Here is a 21,227-nt window from a genome sequence, read left to right as displayed (position 1 = left end):
TAAACCTTTAACCCGGCTCATGGTTTGCCCATCAAACCATTGATACCTCAATTCATCTAGGAGTAACGTTATGGCGGATAGCAGGCCACGGGATGTGCAGGTGGCGGAAGTAGGCGCCGCTACATTAGTGCTGCGATCGCGCACCTGGGATCGGCTCAAGTTTGAGGTGGAATACGCCCGTCAGAAGGGGACCACCGCCAACACCTATCTAATTCAAGCCGAAAAAATTGCCCTGATTGATCCGCCGGGAGAATCCTTCACACAGATTTTTCTAGAGCAATTGGCACAGCAGGCCTATCTGCAAAAAATTAACTACGTCATCCTGGGTCACGTTAACCCCAACCGGGCCGCGACATTAAAAGCATTGCTGGAAAGGGCACCACAAATTACCTTTGTATGCTCGAAAACGGGGGCGATCGCCCTCAAATCCCTCTTCCCCAACCAGGACATTCGCATCCTGGCCGTACGGGTTGAAGAAGTGTTGGATCTGGGCGAGGGGCATACTCTGCAATTCGCTTTCGTGCCCACTCCCCGCCACCCCGACGCCCTGGTCACATTTGACCCGGTCACCCGAATTCTCTACACCGACAAGCTCTTCAGTACTCATCTATGCGATGACCCTATATTCGACGAAAACTGGAAAGCCTTAGCAGAAGACCGCCGCTACTACTTCGATTGCATCCATGCCTCGCAGTCGAAGCAGGTTGAAACTGCGCTGGATCGCCTCTCAGTCTTCAAACCCAAGATCTATGCACCGGGCCACGGTCCTCTGGTACGCTTCAGCCTCAGCCGCTTTACCTTTGACTACCGTGAATGGTGTGAGCAGCAAAAGACCCAGGAAGCGAACGTAACGCTGTTGTATGCCTCGGCCTATGGCAATACAGCGGCAATGGCAGGAGCGATCGCCCGGGGCCTCACAAAAGCCGGGGTCGCGGTAGAGTCCATCAACTGCGAATTTGCTGACTCCACTGAAATCACCCAGGCGGTTGAAAAAAGCGACGGCTTCATCCTTGGCTCGCCTACCCTGGCTGGACACCCACCTACGCAGATTCAAACAGCCCTGGGACTGGTGCTCTCTTCTGCTGCCAAAACCAAGCTAGCCGGAGTGTTCGGCTCCTATGGCTGGAGCGGTGAAGCGGTGGATCTGCTGGAAAGCCGCTTACAGGATGCAGGCTTTGCCCTCGGGTTTGACACCCTGCGCGTCAAGTTCACCCCTTCCGATGAAGTTTTGGAGCAATGCGAAGCGGCAGGCGCAGAATTCGCCCAAAATCTACGGAAGATGAAGAAAACCCGCGCATCACGTCAACCGGGGATGGATTCCCAGAGCGATCGCACTGAACAGGCCGTTGGGCGTATTGTGGGCTCTCTCTGTGTCATGGCTCTTAACAATGACAACACCCATACGGGTCTGCTCACCTCCTGGGTCTCCCAGGCGACCTTCAACCCTCCCGGCCTTACCATCGCCCTGAGCCGCGAGCAGGCCGAGGAATTGCTCCCCCACAACGACGCTCCTTTTGTCCTCAATATTCTGAAGGAGGGACGGAACGTGCGGCGGGTATTCCAGCGGGCGATCGCCCCCGGCGAAAATCGCTTTGCCGAACTTCCCACCCACGAAGCGAGCAACGGCTGTTTGGTGTTGGACGATGCCCTGGCCTACCTGGAATGCCGTGTCCAGAACCGGATGGAATGCAACGACCACTGGATTGTCTACGCCACTGTAGAAAATGGTAAAGTCCTCGAACCTGTCGGGGTCACAGCGGTTCAGCACCGTAAATCAGGGGCTTACCATTAATAGCAACAGGGCTGGGGCAATTCCGCCCTGTCTAGAGTATTTATGTTATGTGTGGGGTGCTTCGCATCCTACACACAACATAAATACGTAAGTCCTAAATCCTCCATGGAAACATCCTCTGGGCAGCAAAGTTACGCTGGAGAGCCGATCGCCGAACTGCTTCGCGCTCTTGAGTCCCCAGATGCCTCTAGCCGAATGAAAGCCACTGAAGCTTTAGGGCAATTGGGGGGAGTTGAAGTCATCCCGGGTTTACTGAAAGCCTTTGTAGATGAGCGATCGCGCATTCGACGATTTGCTTTGGAGGCTTTAGTGAAACTGGGGAGTACCGAAGCCGTTCCGGGCTTGCTACAGGCCCTGACCCATCCCAATTTCCTCGTAAGGGTTCAAGCCGCTGAGGTTCTAGGACAATTGGACAGCCGCAAAGCAATTCCAGGGCTATTAACTGCCCTGGAGGATCCAAATGAGAGGGTACGCAGGAGCACAATCCGAGCCTTAAAAGCTTTGGGCAGTGTCGAGGCAATTCCGGGGTTACGCTGTGCCCTGGAAGATCCAGCCTTTTCTGTCCGTGAGGCAGCAGTTTGGGCGTTGGGGGCGTTGGGCTGTGTCGAAGCAATTTCTGACCTGCTTCAAGTTTTGGCAGATCAAAATCCCCATATCTGTCGCAGTGCTGCATCTGCGCTGGAGGCATTAAACCGTGAGACTGTTTCGCCTATTCTCCTGCAAGCACTTCATCATGAGAATCCTGCTGTGCGGAGCTATGTTGCACGAATATTAGGAAACTTGGGTTGCATTGAAGCGATTCCCGAGTTACTGGCCGTTCTTGAAGACCCCATCCAATCTGCACGCTGGAATGCAGCTCTTGCATTAGGGAAAATGGGGCGTGTTGAAGCGCTTCCTCACCTAACCACAGCACTTGAATCGAGACCATTCACGGTTGAGTCAGCTCAGGTATTGGGGGAGTTGGGCCAGACCGAAGCGATTCCGAGTTTGGTCAAAGCGCTTGAAATCCGAGATCCCTCTGTCATCATGAGTGTAGGACAGGCGCTAGGAAAATTAGGCGGTGTTGAGGCCATTCCTCGATTGGTACAACTTGTGTATCTATACGACGAATGGCCCCGTGAGGAGCTGGGAGCTGCTGCCGCCGCTGCTTTGGAAACGTTTGACATCACCAAAGCCTCTCCCCGCCTACTTCAAAACACTATCAGCTTTAAAACATTACAGAGTGCCCTAGAAAATTCAAATGCCACAATTCGTGCGGGTGTCATCGCTGTCCTCAAAAAACTAGTACGCTGAGAATTCTATTTCGCCTAGCAATTAATAGGACTTACGTGTTGTTGTGGGTGGGATGCTCCGCACCCCACCCACAACAATGCACTACAGCTGGCGGACTTGCGTAAGGCCTGAACTAAGTCTCCTGCTCAGGAATACTCAGAGCCAATTGATAGATTTGACGACGGGGCAATGCCGTACGCTCCGCCAACTGACGACTGGCACTCGATCGCGAAAGCCCCTGACGTAATAAATCCGTCAACTCCGCCAGAATAGCGGTTTCGGAAAGAATCGGTTGCTCTACATGGGCCCCTGCAACCACCAGGGTAAATTCTCCCTGGGGTTGGCGATCGCCAAACTCCTTCATCGCCTCCGCAATCGTCCCACGCCAAAACTCCTCATGCATCTTGGTAAGTTCGCGCGCCGCCACAATCGATCGCTCCGGTGATAGGGTCTGAGACAAATCCTCTAAGGTTTGCAGGACCCGATGGGGAGCTTCATATAGCACCATGGTTCGGCTTTCCAAAGCAAGAGCTTCTAAGCGATCGCGCCGCTCCTTCCCCTTAGTTGGCAGGAAGCCTTCAAAGGTAAAGCGATCGCTCGGTAGTCCTGAAGCAATCAGAGCCGTAATTACTGCACTGGCTCCTGGCACCGGCACCACTGTAATTCCTGCATCCGCACAAGCACTAACCAGCTCGTATCCGGGATCGGAAATCCCCGGCACTCCAGCATCGGTAACCACAGCAACTGACTGCCCTCGTTGCAACTGTGCCAACAATTCGGGTAAACGTTGCGTCCGATTGTGCTCGTGGTAGCTCACTTGAGGTGTCTTAATTTGAAAGTGTTGCAGCAGCTTACCCGTATGTCGCGTGTCTTCAGCAGCAATCACATCAACCGTTTGCAACACCCGAATTGCCCGGAAGGTCATATCTTCCAGGTTCCCAATAGGGGTAGCAACAACGTACAGCGTACCGAGCATAAGAAATGTTATTTGGAACGAGTTCTTGCGAAATTAACCAGGGTCAAAATACCGAATTTACCCGGTAGACTGCCTTTTCCTTCAAGGTTAATCTCATCTTATGGAGCGTGTGTAAACGGAGGAAGAAGCACTCACAATACTTATCTTGCAGGCAATCCCTTGGCATTTAAACCTATCTTGATTTCCCTGTCAGAAGGTATTAACTGAGTCGATTCCTGTAGATTTTAACGGTAAAAAACTCTTGTAATAATGTCTCTTCCGAAAGTTAACAGTCCTGTTGCACACTTGCATCCCATGTAAAGTTTGATCACCTCGCTCACACTACATGGCTTAAATTGTCACCTTCAAGGGCACATTGCTTTCGGGTTCGTTGTGTGCTTCCTTGTGGGTTCCTGTGGGCTATGAGTGATCTGGATCTGGTTTCTATTAACGCGATCGCATCTTCCAGTTTTGAGTCAGCAGTACAGCGCGTCCTGCAGTTTCTGCATAGGCGTATGGGCTTTCAATTATGGATGCTGACCCGTACCCAGGGCAATGATTGGATTGTGCTGTCTGCCAACGACCATGGTTATGATGTTAAGCCTGGCGACGTGTTTCAGTGGTCTGATTCTTTCTGTTCTCGGATGGTGGAAGGCAATGGCCCTAACATTGCCCCCCGTTGTCAATTAATTCCAGCTTATGCATCGGCTCCTATTGGTAGAAAAATTCCTATCGGAGCTTATGTTGGACTTCCCCTTTACTCTCCCGATGGGTCGTTATTTGGCACGCTGTGCGCCATTGACCCCAACCCGCAGTCAGAACACCTGCAAACCGAGCTCGCCATGCTGGAACTTCTGGTATTGCTCCTCTCCAGTTTGTTACACCAGGAGTTACAAGCTCAGGAAAACTTACGCCTTAAACAAAAGGCCGAAGCTGAGGCGCAACTAGATATTCTAACCGGGATTTATAACCGTCGAGGCTGGCATTACTTATTAGAAGCTGAAGAAATGCGCTGTTCGCGCTATGGCCTGACCGCCGGGATTGTCGTCATCGACCTGGACAATTTGAAACAAACGAACGATCAACAGGGGCACGCCGCAGGCGATCGCCTTTTGCAACGCACTGCCTACACTCTCCAGACCAACGTTCGCCCCTGCGATATTGTCTCTCGCATCGGCGGGGATGAGTTTGCCATTCTCATTGTGGAATCATCCCGCGAAGACAGCGAGAGGGTTGTACAACGAATTCAACATAACCTTGCCCGCGCTCAAATCAGCGCTTCTCTGGGTTGGGCTATGCGATCGCCCACAGCCCGATTACAGGAAGCATTGGAGCAAGCTGACAAAGCAATGTACCAGAACAAGAACCAACGCAGACAATTCTATACGCATAGCCATCTCAGTTAAGGAGATTTCTTAACCCCTTTCCTATTTGATGAGGTACGAGAGAGGCTGTGGGGCTTCGTTTCACGTTCCCTCTCTTACCTCATCGGATGGAAAAATACTATATATCCAAAGAAATAATATTGACTTGACAGGAATTACGCAAAGCCGTTAGATGAAGCAGAGTTCTCTAACGGTTGATGGATAGATCCATGCCCCTGCCAAAAACCCGCTTTCAGGCCTTTGTTGAACTATTGCAGGAGCGCGTCCAACAACAGCCAGAGCAGACGGCTTTTGTTTTCCTCAAGAATGGCGAGACAGAATCTGGCCGCCTGAGCTACGGAGAACTAGAGCAACGGGCTAAGGCGATCGCCGTCCAACTCCAGGCCTTCCTTGCCCCCGGAGAACGGGCCTTGCTTGTCTATCCTTATGAAGCTGCACAAGCCTTTATTACGGGGTTCTTGGGCTGCTTATATGCTGGGGTGGTTGCTGTTCCCTGCGCCGCACCACGCAACCGCTCAGGTTGGATTGATCTGGGCGATCGCCTCGCTTCCTCCGGTGCCAAAATTCTGCTCAGTACCGCCAATCTCCTCCCCAAACTCAAGCCTCAGCTTCAAAACACCGACGCTGCAAGCCTGGCGGCCTCACTACCGGGTTTGGCAACCGATACTCCAGTGGCCACTGACCCTACCGCCTGGATCGCTCCGTCCCTCCAGCCTGAGACTCTAGCGTTTTTGCAGTACACCTCCGGCTCCACCGGAAAACCTAAAGGCGTGATGGTCACCCACCGTTCCATTCTGCAAAACCAGCAGATGATTGAAGCGGCTTTTGGGCATAGCGATCGCACCATTGGCGTTGGCTGGCTACCCCTATTTCACGATATGGGTCTCATTGGCAACGTGCTACAGGTTCTCTACCTGGGCAGCTACAGCGTGCTGATGTCTCCCATCGATTTTGTGCAGAAGCCGGTGCGTTGGTTACAAATGATTTCTCACTATCGGGGCACCACCAGCGGTGGCCCCAACTTCGCTTATGACCTCTTATGTAACCGCGTCACCGAGGCCCAACGGGCCGAGCTCGACCTGAGCTGCTGGCAGGTTGCTTTTTCTGGTGCAGAACCCGTGTTGACCGATACTCTGGAGCGATTCACGAGGACTTTTGCCGATTGTGGCTTTCGTTCCTCCGCTTTTTACCCTTGCTACGGCATGGCTGAAGCGACCTTATTTATCGCAGGTGGGCGATCAGGCCAAGCGCCCCGATTCTCTACCGTGGCCGATGATGCCCTGGAGGAAAATCGTGTTGTCCCGACTGAACCATTGTCCGAGCGGGCTCGCACCCTGATTAGCTGCGGCACCCCCTGGCTAGATGGACAAATTGTCATTGCTGACCCAGAGAATCTGGCCCGTTGTGCGCCCAACCAAGTCGGCGAAATTTGGGTATCGGGCTCCGGCCTGGGGGTTGGATACTGGAATATGGAAGAAATGAGCGATCGCACCTTCAACGCCCATCTGAAGGACACTGGAGAAGGTCCCTTTCTACGAACGGGTGACCTGGGCTTTTTGCAAGATGGCCAGCTCTACATTACAGGGCGGCTTCACGATGTCCTGGTGTTTTGGGGACTGAATCACTATCCTCACCACATTGAAGCCACGGTGACAGCGTGCCATCCCGCTTTCCGCCCCAACCGTGCTGCGGCATTTTCGGTCGAGGTAGACGGCGTTCCCCGCCTGGTGATCGCTCAGGAAGTGGAGCGGCAGTTCATCAAACAGCTCACCCTGGACGAAGTCATTGAACCTATCCGGTGGGAGGTGTTTCAGGAGCATTTTATTGATGTCTATGGTATTGTGCTGCTGAAACCGGGCGATCTACCACTGACCTCCAGCGGTAAGATTCAGCGGCGTCGGTGTCGAGAGCTTTTCTTAAAAGGGGAGTGGGAAACCCTGGGGGAGTGGCGATCGCCCAAAGACGAGCGCAGCGATATGACAGGCATGCTCGAACGCTACCTCAACCCGATGACGCACCTGCGCCGCTTCTCCAGCACTGCGGCTGGGCGGCTGAGGCGGCTGCTGTCTGGCTTTTCAGCCTCTGAGATAGCCTAGTACGCCGTTACCATCCTCCTCAGACTCAAACGTTACGTTCAATCATCCAGTATCGTCACTATTTCATACGTTTCTTCTGTATGCCTCGCGTTCCTGTAAAAACCTTTATTCTGCGGCTCTGTGGGGTAGTAGCCACCAGCGTCCTTTGCAATGCCTTGCCTGCTGTCGCAGCCGAAAATCTGGTTGTCACGTTCGGCCCCATAGAGCGCCGTATTGCCGTAGCCGATCTGGAAGCCTTTGCCGAAAAAGGGGAGTTGCAAAATGAAGCCGGTTTTGTGTTGCAACGATTCAGCCCTGAGCAGCAGCAAAAGGCCCAACAAGCCCTAATAGGGAAGTTAGAGGGAATCGACCCAATCGTGCTTTCTCAGTTCACCTACACTCGCCCCGGTGAACAACTACTGACGGAAGTCGGCGAGTTAATTCGCACGGAGTCTGGGCAAAATGGCTTTCAGAGCTTGCGAGCGGCCATGTTGCTCACCGCCACGAGTCCCGATGGAGTAACTCCCCTAAACTTTCTGAAAAACCTGCCTACTGACATGCGCATTGATCTGGCAGCATTGCTCAGCCAGGGGCAGCGAGTCCGTCAATTCTTACAGGAAACTGATACTGCCGTCTCAGCCATCGAAACCCAGGCGAAAACCAGCACGCCGGGAATACCCTTATCGTTAGAGGCCCTTCCCGACCCTCGGGCCGAAGGCAGCACTTCCTTTACGAAGCAAACCATTCAGTTTTATGATGCGCGTCGCGATCGCACTCTCCTTACCGATCTCTACCTTCCTGAGGGTGCTGGCCCCATCCCGGTCATTCTCGTCTCCAATGGACTGGGAGCAAGGCGTACTCGTTTTGCAGACCTGGGCGCTCACCTGGCATCCCACGGGTTTGCTGTGGTGATTCCCGATCATCCCGGAAGCGATCGCCAGCGTCTGCAGGATTTCAATGCCGGGCTTTATCGAGAAAACTTTGACTCGGCGGATTTCATCGAACGGCCCCACGACCTCAGCTTTTTGCTGGACGAGTTGCAACGGCAGGGCTATGGCGATCGCCTCAATCTCTCCCAGGTTGGCGTTTTTGGCTACTCCTTTGGCGGCGTTACAGCCCTCTCTCTGGCCGGAGCCACCATCGACCCCGTGCATTTGCAAAGGGATTGCGATACTCGTAGCGCCATCTTCAATATCTCATTGCTCTATCAGTGTCGTGCTCTAGAACTCTCCCCTGAGCAATTGGCCATGCCCTTAGCCGATGAACGCGTCACAGCCATTTATCTGTTTTTTCCGTTCGGTCGTAGCCTGTTTGGCCCCGACGGAATGGCCAAGGTACAAATTCCTCTATTCTGGCAGGCAACCGATCTCGATATCCTGACACCCCTGTTAGAGGAACACCTCCCTACCTACGGATGGATCACCGCTGAGGATCGCTATCTTGCCATTTCCCGAGGGTTACCTCACGCTCGTCTAACCCTGGATGTACTACGTCAATTGACCCCCATCCCGGATGAGTGGCCTCGCTTGCGCGATGTCACCCAGACCTATCAGGAGGCTATGGCGATCGCCTTCTTTGAGACTTACATTCGAGAAGATGAGCGTTACCGCACCCTGTTGCAACAGGACTACACTCAGGTACTGACCGAAGAGCCCTATCGGTTTAGCCTGGTGCGATCGCTCCCCCAATAACAACGCTATTTCAACAGGACTTATACATTTAGGAGGTTTCTGCATAAGAATTTACCCAGGATGTTGGTGCTTTGCCCGCGAAGCGGGCAAAGCACCAACATCCTGGGGGTAATTTCATTACTGGAAATCTCCTTATTGTTGTGTGTAGTGGGCTTCGCCACACATAACAATAACGTCAGTTCGGGATAAGCCGAACCGTCTATTATAGCGCTGTGCGGGTTGATTAAGTACGGTGGTGTGGGGCACTTCGTGCCCCACACCACCGTTGCTGTACTTCACGCACTTGCACATTGCTATATCGCGTGCGCGACGCGCACGCAATAATGGGCTTTTTCGAGTGCCGCGCGAAGCGCGGCACTCGAAAAAGCCCTTAACCCGAACTGAGGTTAACAATAATGCACCAGAGGATGAGCGCAAAGCACTCATCCTCGTTTGAAATGCATATAAACAGACTACAGAACTGTAGACAATTCCTTCAGATAAACCCGGCTAAAGGGTTCATCAGGTCCTAGCTGATACCGTTCCATCAATCCCTTCCGCTGAATGGAGATTGTCTCGTGCTGTCTGACCACCACCGTTGATGTATCAAAGACATCACGGGTGAGAACGTTTTCAATATCCGTGGGATTGTCTAAAACGACGAGATCGCTACCGTAGTAGAACATCCCTTCCCGTTCAAGAACATCCTCTGGATACTCCACAATCAACAGATCTAACTTCGGATTACGCAACAGGTTTTGCACATTCACGTTGTAATTGGAATGAAAAACTTTGCGCGATCGGTTAACGAAAACTCCCTGACGGCATACAGCCCCAACCGAACAGTTAGGATGTTGAAACAAAATATGGTCAATCAGCTCCAACAAATCTCTCTCATCAATCCGGTTCACACTGATGATCGGAATCCGTGCATCCTGACTAGACGCAAAAAACGTTTTTAAGATGTGGGAGGGAACATCAACACTATCCCCAACTGCAGGCTTTAGATGCATAAAAATGCCGGGAGCCGCATTGATTTCCAGAATGCCGAAGTTCCCATCGCGCCAGGATTTTGACAGATCAGAGGCAATCACATCGATGCCTAGACAGGTTAACCGGAAATGCTGAGCAATATCCTGCGCCAAAATCACATTATCGGAATGAACATTAGGCGTTGCATCAATACTCAAACCCCCAGCAGACAGGTTCGCCACCTTACGCAGGAACACCGTTTCGCCTGCATCTAAAACGCTGTCCAGGGACAGGCCCTGTTCCTTTAGATAAAACCGCATGGCATCATCGGTTTTGATCTTACCCATGGGCGAGGTCGGTGTATCCGATCGCGCAGGCATCTGGTTTTCTCGGTCAATCAATTCTTCAATGGTTGACTCACCATCCCCTGTCACCGAAGCAGGACGCCGCTCGGTCGCTGCAACAAACTTGCCATTCACACACAGCAAGCGATAATCCTTCCCAGAAATGCTTTGCTCAATAATGATGCGAATGGCCTGGTCGGGGGCGATCGCCTCTAATGCCCGCTCATAGGCTTGCTCTAGCTCATCAGACGTGCGGACATTGGCGGTAACCCCAATCCCTTTGTGACCCACTACGGGTTTCACAGCTACGGGATAACCAATCTGCCGTGCCGTCAGTAGGGCATCCTCCAGCGTACGAACAATATCACCCTGAGGAATGGGAAATCCGAGGGTGTGGAGAAATGCCTTGCAATCATCCTTACGGGTCGTAAAATCCGAATCAAGATGGCTATCAGGATCAAAGGTTGTAGCCTGCCCCCGCACTTGTTTGCGGCCATAGCCATACTGCATCAGTCCCTCATCCCACAGATAAAAGGCAGGGATGCCCTGGTCGGCGGCGGTCTTCATTAAGGCATAGACCGTGGGGCCACCATAGACTGAGTCTCGAAAGAGATCCTGCAAAAGGGTAATTTGTTCTGTTAAGGCAAAGCTACGGTCATCAGTAATAGCTTCGATCCAGTCCCAGACGGTATAAATGACGTTGCGGCTGGTGCGTGGATGAATGGACTGCACCGCGACACGAAAGTGTTCATTGGGGCCAGAATGAACACTCCAGCAATGACCATACAACTCCATATCTAACTTGCTCACCTCGGCTACTGTGCGAGCAAATAGGTGAGCATAGTCTTCGTACGTCTCTTCGGCCATGTGAGGGTAGCGATCGCTAATGACCTCCACGTACTCCTCAATGGGCAACGGGGTTGTGTGCCCCGTCATCGTCAAGTCAAACACGTAGGCCGCTGTGTTCAAGTAGGGATTTGGCCCATCGTAATGGTGGAAGTTAAAAAGGTCAAAAGCGTCCGTTTTTCTAGCATTGACGCGAATGGTATCGGAACCCTGCTCTACTACCATGTCTCAGTCCCGTGTTGGAGGAAGCACAATCAGCAATAAATCATACAGGACCGATTGAAACGTATTAGAACCTATAATTCCTCTACCCAAGTGATGGTCTTCTATATAAAAACGTAATTTCTTCTATTTAGTTAAATGTCTATAAATCAAGCTCTACTATACATACAGATTACAAAAGACCAGATATATTTCATGCAAGGATTCTGACATGAAACTATTGCCTTAATAAAAGCTTTACCCTTTCAAAATAATGGATTGATTACGTTGTGCACTCCTAATCTGCATAGGGCTTTGGTCTTAAAATTACCGAGCAAGTTACAACTTTGGCAGGGTGAAACAAGCATACAAGTTTGGTTAAATAAATAGTAGATGAGTTTAAGGAGCAAGTGATGGATATCACGGATAGGTTGCTTCGAAGTCAGGTCCACGTCTTGGCTAATGAAGCATTCCATCGGCACTTAATCTCTGGCTATGGGGATGGGGAATATGCCGACCAATATCAAATTGTTTACCAGGGAAAACCCAGGCATTTGCCTTTAGAGCAGGCCCGAGCATTTCTTAGTACTCTTATTTCCCTCAATAGCTGCAAAACACAGGTTTAGACAGTATTACCACTTCCGATTGTCTAAGTCTGCAACTTTCATTGGTGTAGTGTTTTACACTGCACCAATGAAGTTTTGTAGTTATATTCATTCTCAATTCTGATTCTGAAAACCATTGAGGATTCCTATTTTCATTACAGAAAAGGTATTATTGACCTACTATAAGAATCCATCCAAAAAGTTTATTTTTTGTACTCTAAGGGCATAAAATCAAGCTTCTTAAGGCTGATTCTTCTACTTCTATAGGGCTTTTCAAACGCTTAAAATCTGGTTGTTTTTATGAAAGCCACGCTCCATACGACTCTCACAAAAACAACTGTGGCTGATTCAAGCGCGGAGCGCTGTAAATGGGTCATGTAGTACGTTCCATCTGCAAATATGGCTGCGTTGTCGCCCTCATAAAATTTGAATATAGCTTGCTGTAGCGACGAGCTGTAGTCACAGGTCGGCGATCGCTCACATCTTTCTTAAGGCGCGTTAAAAGCCATCCTCCGACTCGGATGAGATCCATCAGCAGACGGATTTGGAACGACCTGATGTCAGGAATGATTGATATATAGCGTCGAGATTTTATCGCTAACTAGCATCAGAAATTTGCAGGAGCCTGTATGGTTGCCAATCAAGAAAGGGCAGTGGAAGGTGAAGAGAGCCAAAGTGTAGCTCTGCCTGAAACTCATGGACAACTTGTGATTATCGGCGGAGCCGAAGATAAAGAAGGGGAATGCAAAATCCTCCGGGAATTTGTACGCCGTGCAGGAGGTTTGCAGGCCCGGATCGTAGTGATGACTGTAGCAACCGGGTTACCTGGAGAAGTTGGCGAACAATACACCGATATTTTTCATCGCTTAGGGGTGGAAGATGTTCGGGTTGTAGACAATGCGCGTCGAGAAGATGCCAGTGATCCGAAGGCGATCGAAAATATCCGTCAGGCTACCGGAGTGTTCTTTACAGGTGGTAACCAGGCACGGATTACGGAATATATAAAAGATACTGAATTAGATGCGGCCCTTCATGAACAATTTTCACAAGGGGCTATCGTGATTGCCGGAACCAGCGCTGGGGCCGCCATGATGCCAGACAATATGATTGTGGAAGGGGAATCAGAAACCAATCCCCGTCCCGAAATTGTCAACATGGATCGGGGTATGGGCTTCTTGCCTGGTGTGGTGATTGACCAGCACTTTGCTCAGCGTGGTCGTTTGGGAAGGCTTCTGTCCGCTGTAGCCCAACAGCCTGTTAACCTGGGTTTTGGCATTGATGAGAATACCGCGATCATTGTTAACGGCAGTGAAATTGAAGTAGTTGGTGAAGGCTCTGTCACGATTGTTGATGTCAGTAACCTGACCCACAACAACGTTGAGGAATTGTTGAAGGATGAGCCTCTGGCCCTTTGTGGTGTAATGTTGCACATCCTCCCCAATGGTTATCGGTTTGACTTAAACAGTCGCTCCTGCGTTTGTAGCCAGTAGATACACTTGATAAAAAGAGAGGGGGTGCAAAGCACCCCCTCTCTTTTTTGCCTATCGACAAAGCGTTGCTGGAAGTTGCTGCATCACACGCTGAAAAATTTTGGGTCATCTAATCCTTGAGCCAAAATTAAAGTTCCATAAAATGCTGAATTTCTTATGCAATAGACATGAAACGTCAGCCATTTAACCCAGGAGTGTTCTATGTCACGCAAGTTTGGAGAAATCGCTTTTACCCCTGAGGTGCTGGCAGCCCAGGAACAACGAGGTTCACGACAAACCTACGAACGCTACATTGCTAACGGTCCAGCCAACGACACCATCACAGCAAACATTGCAGAATTTATTGCACAGTTGGATGGTTTTTATTTGGGTACTGTCAGTTCCAATCACTATCCCTACATCCAATTTCGCGGTGGTCCCCCTGGGTTCCTCAAGGTATTAGATGAAAAGACCTTAGGATTTACTGACTTTTCAGGAAATGTGCAGTATTTAACCGTCGGCAACCTCTTTGGTAATGACAAAGCATTCCTATTCCTCATGGATTATCGCCATCGTAAACGTATCAAGATCTGGGGCCGTGCCGAATGCATTGAAGGGGATACCGAATTAATTGAATGCTTGCGTGTTCCCGGCTATTCTGCAAATATTGAACGAGCCATTCTCTTCCATGTTGAAGCGACGAGTGAAAACTGTCCCCAACATATTCCCATCCGTTATTCGGCACAGGAAGTAGAATCAATCATTAAACCACTACAAAATCGCATTACCGAACTAGAGGCCCTATTAGGCGATCGCCTCCCTTCCACCCGCCAATCCTAGCCGATCACCTATTGCCTAGCTCCGTTTAGGACTGCAAATAGAATCCAACTGGATTTTTGTGGGAGGTGCGGCTAAGTCGCACCTCCCACAAAAATCCAGTTGGATTCTGTAGGGGATCCTTAGCGATACCCAAAAACAAGGGTTTTAGAGAAAATATTCATGCTGGCAATTTAGGATACCCTGTTGTAAAACAGAACGGAAAAATGGTGTTGTGTCTTGCACACATACCACCATAATTTGAAAGATTGGTTCTGAAAATAGGGTTTCCTGGGGATCAAGCATGACAGATTCAGTCGTGAAATATTTGAGCGATCGCCACATTCGCTTCGTTCGTCTACTCTGGTGCGACAACGGCAACATAATTCGTGGCAAAGCATTTCACACCGGGATGTTCGAAGAGCACCAGGAACATGGCATTGGCATCTCTATGGGACAACAGGGAATTCCCGCCACCGTCGATGCCGTAACTCCTGATTCGGGATTAGGCCCAGTCGGTGAGGTCTGGCTGAAGCCTGACTGGAGCACCCTTGCTGCTCTACCCTATACCCCAGGGCATGCCCGAGTTTTGGCAGACCTGACCCTCAATAACGAACCCTGGCCCCTCTGCCCTCGTGCATTTCTGCGACGGATGGTAGCCCGAGCAGAGGCCATGAATTTACAGGTCAAGGCCGCCTTTGAAAGCGAGTTTTACCTGCTCCGTCGTAACCCCGAAGGAAATATCGTTCCCGGTGACACCACGGCCTTTGCCACAACTCAGGCCATGGATTTGCACTATCTTGTCATTGATGAAATCGCCGAAGCCCTGATCAATCAAGGTGTACCCGTCGAACGTTATTATCCTGAATCGGGGCCAGGCCAGCAAGAGATTACCGTACGCTATGGCACCGCAATGCAGGCTGCCGATCGCCACATTGTGTATCGGGAAACGGTGCGCGGGATCGCCTTACGTCACGGGATCGTTGCCTCATTTTTGCCCAAAATTTTCGCGGATGCTGCGGGTAGTGGCTGTCACCTGCACCTGAGTCTTTGGCGACAGGACGAAAACTTATTTCCCACCTCTCAGGGCCGAGTATCCCCTCTGGCACGCCAATTTGTGGCAGGCATTTTGCATCACCTCCCCGCTTTAATGGCCATTACCACGCCTACAACGAACTCCTATCGTCGCCTCAAACCGCACTACTGGAGCGGTGCCTTCCGCTGCTGGGGCTATGACAACCGCGAAGCCGCTGTACGAATTCCAGGCAACCCAGTCCCACCTAGCCCCACGCACCTGGAATTGAAAACGGTGGATGCTTCGGCTAATCCCTACCTCGCCCTCGGGGCCGTTATTGCCGCTGGATTGGATGGCATCATTCATCAATGGGAACCGGGGGAGGCGATCGCCCAGGACCCAGGCCTCTGGTCAGATGCCGAACGAGAACAACGGGGAATTGACCCATTGCCACAGAGTTTGGGAGAGGCGATCGCGCATCTCCAACAAAACACATTGCTCCTGGAAGCCCTGGGAGCCCCATTAGCCCAGGCATTTCTGGCTGTACGCCAGGCAGAATGGCAAACTTTAAAGGAGGCCTCTCTCGAAGAGGAGGTCAAGCTCCTGGTAGACAAGTATTAGGACAGTTCTGATTCTATGAAGTGGCACGGTATAGGCGCACCGTGTCACTTCATTTTTGGTTGTTCAACCCGTTCTAACAGGCAATGCTACCCCGAAGCGCAGGAGTTTGATTGCGGATTTGCATGCCCACATCGGGGCGATCAGTAATAATGCCTTCGATCCGTAAATCCTGCATCAACGACTGCATCACAACTTCATCATTGACGGTCCACACCCAGACGGGGCGATCGTCCCCCAACGCTTGAGCCAGCACGTTGGCATCCAACAATTGCCAGTCCGGGGCAACAAAATCCACCTTCATCCGGCGGATGCGATCGCGCACAGTTTTAGCCCCCCAACGCAACGAGCGGCAAACATCCGCTGTCACCTCGCTGAATAAGAACCCGGTTGTGGTGTCGGGGAAGCAGCGCTTCACGCGCTTCAGGGTAAAAGGATGAAACGACGTCACCACAAAGCGATCGGGATCAAAATAGCGCAGCAGCAATCGCATCAGTTGAGGCTCATAGCCCATCTCCTTCAACTCCACATCGAGCTGAATGCGGTGTTGACACAGTTCAAGAACCTCTTCGAGCAGAGGAACCGCCGGATCCAGTTGACGAATCTCGGCAACGGTCAGCTTACGAATCGGACGACGACAAATTTCAGGGTCATGGTAAACAATGAGCTGTCGATCCCGTGTCCGTCGTACATCAAACTCCACCATATCAGCTCCCAGAGCGATCGCCCGCTCAAAAGCCTCCAGGGTATTCTCCCTCGCGTAGGCCGACGCCCCACGATGGGCGATGATTTTAGGACTCATACCGTTCACTCCTCATAGAACCGACGCGGTGCGACGTCATGTCATAGTGTCCAGGTTAATTGTGCCCGGGGCTACTTTGCCCACTGATGCAGAATGTAGGCATAAAAACGCTCCGTGTCTACTTTCTGCAATACCTTCACAGGACGACCTCCCGCTGTAACCTGGGTTCTACCCTGGCTCAATCCCCGAGTAACAACCGAAGTTTCACACTCAACCACTTGATAAAACTCAGGATGAGCCAAATAGGCCGTCGCTAACACATCCCAAAAGTAGTAATCCTGTGGGATGACCAGGGCATAACATTGCCCGGCCAGATCTGAGAGAGGAAACTGACGCTGGCGACTGAGGCGGCGGATAAATTCCGGTGTCACAGGCACCATATTCGTAATATCTAGCGGGCACATCACGATAGGGATAGAGGTTTGCCAAACGCGACCCACAGCAATAGGATCCCAATAGGCATTCCACTCCGCTGTCCCATCCTGGCCTGGTTCCAGGTCAGTCGCCACGTTGCCCGGCACCTCCAGAGCACCTCCCATCCAAACCAGCTGCTCAATCTTCGCCTCAATGCTGGGATCAATATCCAGAGCGACTGCCAGGGTTGTGAGTGGCCCTGTCATCATCAAAGTAATGGGCTCTGAAGCATCGCGCAGTACCCGCACCATGAAGTTTTGCCCTGGCTCCTCCAGCAGAGGAGTTTGGATCTCATCCGCCTGATTCAGGATGGGAAGATGGTCAATGACCAGGGAATCGCGTCGGTAAAGTGGCGGAAATGGATTAATGCCTCGCACTGTGCTTTCGGCAACGGGGAGGTGCGATCGCCCCACCAGATCCAGCATTTTTCGGGTAATGCTGAGCGCTGGCTGAATGTAGCAATCTGCCGGAGTCACCACCACCCCTAAGGGTTCTACCTCCTCCATAGTCATCAACAACAGCATGGCGAGGTAATCATCCACGGCACCATCGTGATCCATCAGCACGAGAGGCTTCTTCATGGGGCAGGCTGCAAAAGGGCACTAAATGGGTGCAGTATAGCAGTCTGCCCATTGCCCAGCGTTGCGGAAGGGGTAAAACGCTCCGTTTTATCCCTCCCGCAACGCGATCCACTCTCTATCCAATCGCACACACCACTCGGAAGCCAATATCCAAATCGTAATTTCCTGCATCGGCAAAGCGGCGGTAGGCCGAGCGGCAAAGGCGCGGGTAGTCAATCCAGGAGCCGCCTCGTTGAACCCGAGGAGCACTGTCATTGGGTTTAAGCCAGGGGCTACCGTCTGCGGGGGCACCTTCGTAGCTATCGTGCCAATGGTCAAGACACCACTCCCACACGTTGCCGTGCATTTCGCAGAGGCCAAAGCTGTTGGCGATGTTGAAGAGGGTAACGACGTTGGTTTCCTCACGATAGTCGCCAGGCTGGCCGTCCCCATAGACGTAGCGACCGTTGTAGTTGGCGAGACTGGTGGCAATCGTATCGCCAAAGTGAAAAGGGGTCGTGGTTCCGGCGCGGCAAGCATATTCCCACTCCGCTTCCGAGGGCAAGCGATAAGAACGGCCTGTCGCCTGGGAGAGGCGATCGCAAAATTCCACGGCCTCATGCCAGTTGATTTGCTCGACAGGGCGATCGTCTCCACTAAACCCGGAGGGATCTGGATCAAGATCCCAGTGAATCGTTTCCCGGCCAGCGATCGCTAGCCATTGTGCCTGTGTGATGGGATAGCGCCCCATAAAGAATTGGGGCACTGTTACTGGATGCAAGGGTCCCTCCGATCGCCCTCGCTCCAGCTCACTTTCCGGAGAACCCATAGAAAAGGTGCCTGCCGGAATCAGCACCATATCCAGCGCCACCCCATTTCCCAGGTCTTCAGCGTAGTAATGGGTCTGCCGTTTGAGGCGATGAATAATCAGTTCTGGCATGACTGCACCTTGCTGGGTTGGGAGCGAGTTGGTTATAGAGCCGAGGAGGATGCAACTTAAGGGGCGCAAACCACTCGAAAGCCAACGTCGAGGTTGCTTTCGTCTGCATCCATCAATGTGCTACGAAAGTAGGAAAGACAAGCCTGAGGTGGGCTAAACCAGCAACCACCCCGCACAATACGCCGCCGCTCCTGCGCGTTAAACCAGGGGCTGCCATCCTCGGGGGCACCCTCATAGTTGCTGTGCCAGTGGTCAAGACACCACTCCAGCACATTGCCATGCATGTCATATAACCCAAAGGCATTGGCAACCCCAAAATACCCGTTCGGTGTAGTGTCCCGACGATACTCCCCGACGGGCCCATCCGCATAGGGATGATTGCCATTGTAGTTCGCGAGTTGAGGGGAAATGGTATTGCCAAAGTGAAACGGAGTTGACGTCCCAGCGCGGCAGGCATATTCCCACTCCGCTTCTGTGGGCAGGCGGTAAGGGCGACCCGTGGCCTGAGCAAGGCGATCGCAAAACTCCACCGCTTCATACCAGGTCACCTCCCGCACCGGGTAATCATCCCCCTGAAAGGGGGCCGGGTTTGGCCGCAGAACCCGTTTCACAGCAGGTAATTGAGAGACTTTGCGCCATTGAGCCTGGCTGACAGGGTACTGGCCCATCAAAAATGCAGGTACGGCCACCCAATGCTGTGGCCCTTCATGACCTGCCAATTCGGGTTCCTCTTCCGGGGAGCCCATGAGAAACTCGCCCGCTGGAATAGCTGTCATGGCCAGGGAAACCCCTTGACCTAAGTCTTCAAAAAACTGGTGCACCTGGTGGGGCGATCGCTGAATCTGCCAATCGTTGCCCAAACGGTGAAGGGTGGCGACTTCAAAGGAAACCAGTTGCAGTTTCGTCAGAATGGACTCATCCCAGGTGGAAATGGCCGTGAGAGGTGCAGCCATCGGATTGAGTTCCAGGTGCAGCGACTCCTGCATTCCGTGGAACACCAGGAAGTAACCTAGAATTAGCGCTTTGGTTGCATCTTGAGGCGAAAGAGAATCACTGACAATCACCAGGGCCAAGCCCCCAACCGTTTGCAAAAAGCCTCGCTCAATGGCATGGCGAGCTTGAGTTTTGATTTGTCGGGGCAGGTTTTTAGTGACTTCTAGCTGCTCAACAATCGCCGTGGCAAAGGTCAGTAATTGTTCGCGCAGATGTGCTCCATCTCGCGCGTCCGTTGGCATCGCTAGATTAAACAGAGATAATTCTGCCGGCAAAATCGTAACCGCCTGCCGCCGCAGAAACGCACTCAACAGTTGACCCGTGCGCTGAAAGTCCTCCGGTTGCAGGTTAGCTGCATGTTGGGCCACAATGCGCGATCGCACCAACAGCCCTGCCTCCAAAAATTCGCACACTTCCGGATCTTGCAAACTTGCCATTAACGTCTGAAATTGTGCTTGATAGGCAGCAATGCGCCGGGGCATAGAAGGTGTTTTCTTGAGCTGGTTGAAGACGTTTCCCCAGTTGCGCAGGTGATCTAAAATTTCCTGTTTCCAATGAGGGAGCACTAAAATGGCCGCACTTTCAAACTCCAGGGTGCTCAGGGGCGGGAAGCCGGCGATCGCCTCTACCGCTTCGGGAGCCTGGTCTGTTCGGAGAAGATCCGGCCAGAAAGGTTCGGCAATGTTTAACTCAATTCCTTCTACCTCAAAAGAGCGCCGTAGTTCTGCAGCACTAACGCTTTCAGGATTTCGCAGGACCCGCTGTACTAAATGGGCATATTCCACCAGGCTCTCGTTGTGGCGCAGTTGGGGTTCCAGTTCGCTGGCAATTCGCGTCAGGCGGGCTAGTTCGGCGCGCATGTGGGATTCACGCCCTACATCCTGCACGGCCACCTGGTTGCTCTGCTGGAGGCGCTCGGCCATCTCGCGTGCTACCACCCGACAAGATTCATCGCCCATATACACCATGGCAGCCCAACGTTGAGCCTGAAGCTCTGCCTGACGCTGCCCCGGATGCATTTGACTGAGGTAATTGACATAGCTGATTAATACCTGAGCCACTTCCCGCATGCGTTGCTGCCAGAAAGAATCATTTTGAATCTCGGCCAGCAAATAGGCTCGAACATCAGTATCCATGGCGTACAGCTCATAGCCAACAGGACGGCACAAGTCTGATAGCAACAGATCAACTTCTGCAATCCAGGGAACCTGTTCGCGGGGCAAAAACTGGGTTCGCAGGTAGTTGAGTAGCTCCGGCGTCAGCAGCAAGGGTAATGCCGCGTGGTAGAGCAAGAGCCGATAGGACGTTTCAAAGCGACCGACAAAGCGCTCCACCTGGTTTCGTTGTTCCTGCCAGCGGTGAGAATGGGCGATCGCATTCATACAGTTCACTAAATCTCACGGGTGTCTTGTCAGTTTTTAAGTGCTGAGCACCTGACACTTAGAAACTTGATTTAAGAATAGTAGGTGGTGTTTCACCCCAC

Annotated in this window: 15 protein-coding genes; 9 read left to right on the top strand and 6 right to left on the bottom strand. The window is 52.0% G+C overall.

The annotated features are described in order from the left end of the window. Window positions 1–70 precede the first annotated feature (70 nt). Window positions 71–1,792 carry a diflavin flavoprotein gene (locus NDI52_RS09750; protein ID WP_190773205.1) on the top strand — a complete coding sequence of 574 codons (1,722 nt, stop codon included), beginning with the start codon at window positions 71–73 and terminating at the stop codon, window positions 1,790–1,792. Between the two features lie 105 nt (window positions 1,793–1,897). Continuing rightward, window positions 1,898–3,085, top strand: coding sequence for a HEAT repeat domain-containing protein (locus NDI52_RS09745; protein WP_190773204.1), 1,188 nt, complete (start codon window positions 1,898–1,900; stop codon window positions 3,083–3,085). 112 nt (window positions 3,086–3,197) lie between these two features. Here the strand turns inward: NDI52_RS09745 and rsmI are convergent, their stop codons facing one another. After that, window positions 3,198–4,040: a 16S rRNA (cytidine(1402)-2'-O)-methyltransferase gene (rsmI, locus tag NDI52_RS09740; RefSeq protein ID WP_190773203.1), complete on the bottom strand. Its 843-nt coding sequence runs from the start codon at window positions 4,038–4,040 to the stop codon at window positions 3,198–3,200. A gap of 401 nt (window positions 4,041–4,441) precedes the next feature. Here rsmI and NDI52_RS09735 point away from each other — a divergent pair, with 401 nt between their 5' ends. The 3 genes from NDI52_RS09735 to NDI52_RS09725 all read left to right on the top strand — a co-directional run bounded on the left by NDI52_RS09735 (window position 4,442) and on the right by NDI52_RS09725 (window position 9,170). After that, on the top strand, window positions 4,442–5,425 hold the full coding sequence (locus NDI52_RS09735) for a sensor domain-containing diguanylate cyclase (protein ID WP_190773202.1): 984 nt from the start codon (window positions 4,442–4,444) through the stop codon (window positions 5,423–5,425). A 188-nt stretch (window positions 5,426–5,613) separates the two neighbouring features. Beyond that, entirely contained in the window at window positions 5,614–7,500 is a 1,887-nt protein-coding gene (locus NDI52_RS09730; RefSeq protein WP_190773201.1) for a fatty acyl-AMP ligase, read from the top strand. 80 nt (window positions 7,501–7,580) lie between these two features. After that, window positions 7,581–9,170: an alpha/beta hydrolase gene (locus NDI52_RS09725; protein WP_190773200.1), complete on the top strand. Its 1,590-nt coding sequence runs from the start codon at window positions 7,581–7,583 to the stop codon at window positions 9,168–9,170. Between the two features lie 452 nt (window positions 9,171–9,622). On the opposite strand, the gene NDI52_RS09720 is transcribed toward NDI52_RS09725, so the two are convergent. Beyond that, window positions 9,623–11,536: an acetate--CoA ligase family protein gene (locus NDI52_RS09720; RefSeq protein WP_190774246.1), complete on the bottom strand. Its 1,914-nt coding sequence runs from the start codon at window positions 11,534–11,536 to the stop codon at window positions 9,623–9,625. 389 nt (window positions 11,537–11,925) lie between these two features. Between NDI52_RS09720 and NDI52_RS09715 the strand changes: the two genes are divergently transcribed. From NDI52_RS09715 to NDI52_RS09700, 4 genes are all read left to right on the top strand, one after another. Further along, window positions 11,926–12,138: a hypothetical protein gene (locus NDI52_RS09715; protein ID WP_347280085.1), complete on the top strand. Its 213-nt coding sequence runs from the start codon at window positions 11,926–11,928 to the stop codon at window positions 12,136–12,138. A 608-nt stretch (window positions 12,139–12,746) separates the two neighbouring features. Further along, window positions 12,747–13,607: a cyanophycinase gene (locus NDI52_RS09710; protein ID WP_190774245.1), complete on the top strand. Its 861-nt coding sequence runs from the start codon at window positions 12,747–12,749 to the stop codon at window positions 13,605–13,607. A gap of 201 nt (window positions 13,608–13,808) precedes the next feature. Then, window positions 13,809–14,426, top strand: a complete 618-nt coding sequence (locus tag NDI52_RS09705) for a pyridoxamine 5'-phosphate oxidase family protein (protein ID WP_190774244.1) — start codon at window positions 13,809–13,811, stop codon at window positions 14,424–14,426. 280 nt (window positions 14,427–14,706) lie between these two features. After that, the gene (locus NDI52_RS09700) at window positions 14,707–16,038 is read left to right on the top strand and encodes a glutamine synthetase family protein (RefSeq protein ID WP_190774243.1); all 1,332 of its coding nucleotides are present in this window, start codon (window positions 14,707–14,709) and stop codon (window positions 16,036–16,038) included. A 73-nt stretch (window positions 16,039–16,111) separates the two neighbouring features. Here NDI52_RS09700 and NDI52_RS09695 read toward each other — a convergent pair whose 3' ends face one another. From NDI52_RS09695 to NDI52_RS09680, 4 genes are all read right to left on the bottom strand, one after another. Then, window positions 16,112–16,837: a glycerophosphodiester phosphodiesterase gene (locus NDI52_RS09695; protein WP_190774242.1), complete on the bottom strand. Its 726-nt coding sequence runs from the start codon at window positions 16,835–16,837 to the stop codon at window positions 16,112–16,114. 71 nt (window positions 16,838–16,908) lie between these two features. Then, entirely contained in the window at window positions 16,909–17,832 is a 924-nt protein-coding gene (locus NDI52_RS09690; RefSeq protein WP_190774241.1) for a nucleoside hydrolase, read from the bottom strand. Between the two features lie 115 nt (window positions 17,833–17,947). Continuing rightward, a complete protein-coding gene (locus NDI52_RS09685; protein WP_190774240.1) occupies window positions 17,948–18,751 on the bottom strand; it encodes a formylglycine-generating enzyme family protein in 804 nt (267 codons plus the stop codon). Between the two features lie 56 nt (window positions 18,752–18,807). Further along, window positions 18,808–21,126 carry a formylglycine-generating enzyme family protein gene (locus tag NDI52_RS09680; protein WP_242035986.1) on the bottom strand — a complete coding sequence of 773 codons (2,319 nt, stop codon included), beginning with the start codon at window positions 21,124–21,126 and terminating at the stop codon, window positions 18,808–18,810. Window positions 21,127–21,227: the final 101 nt, after the last annotated feature.

This window comes from Leptolyngbya sp. PL-A3, assembly GCF_039962325.1.
Classification (GTDB): domain Bacteria; phylum Cyanobacteriota; class Cyanobacteriia; order Elainellales; family Elainellaceae; genus Vacuolonema.
This window is presented reverse-complemented; position numbering and strand designations above follow the sequence as displayed.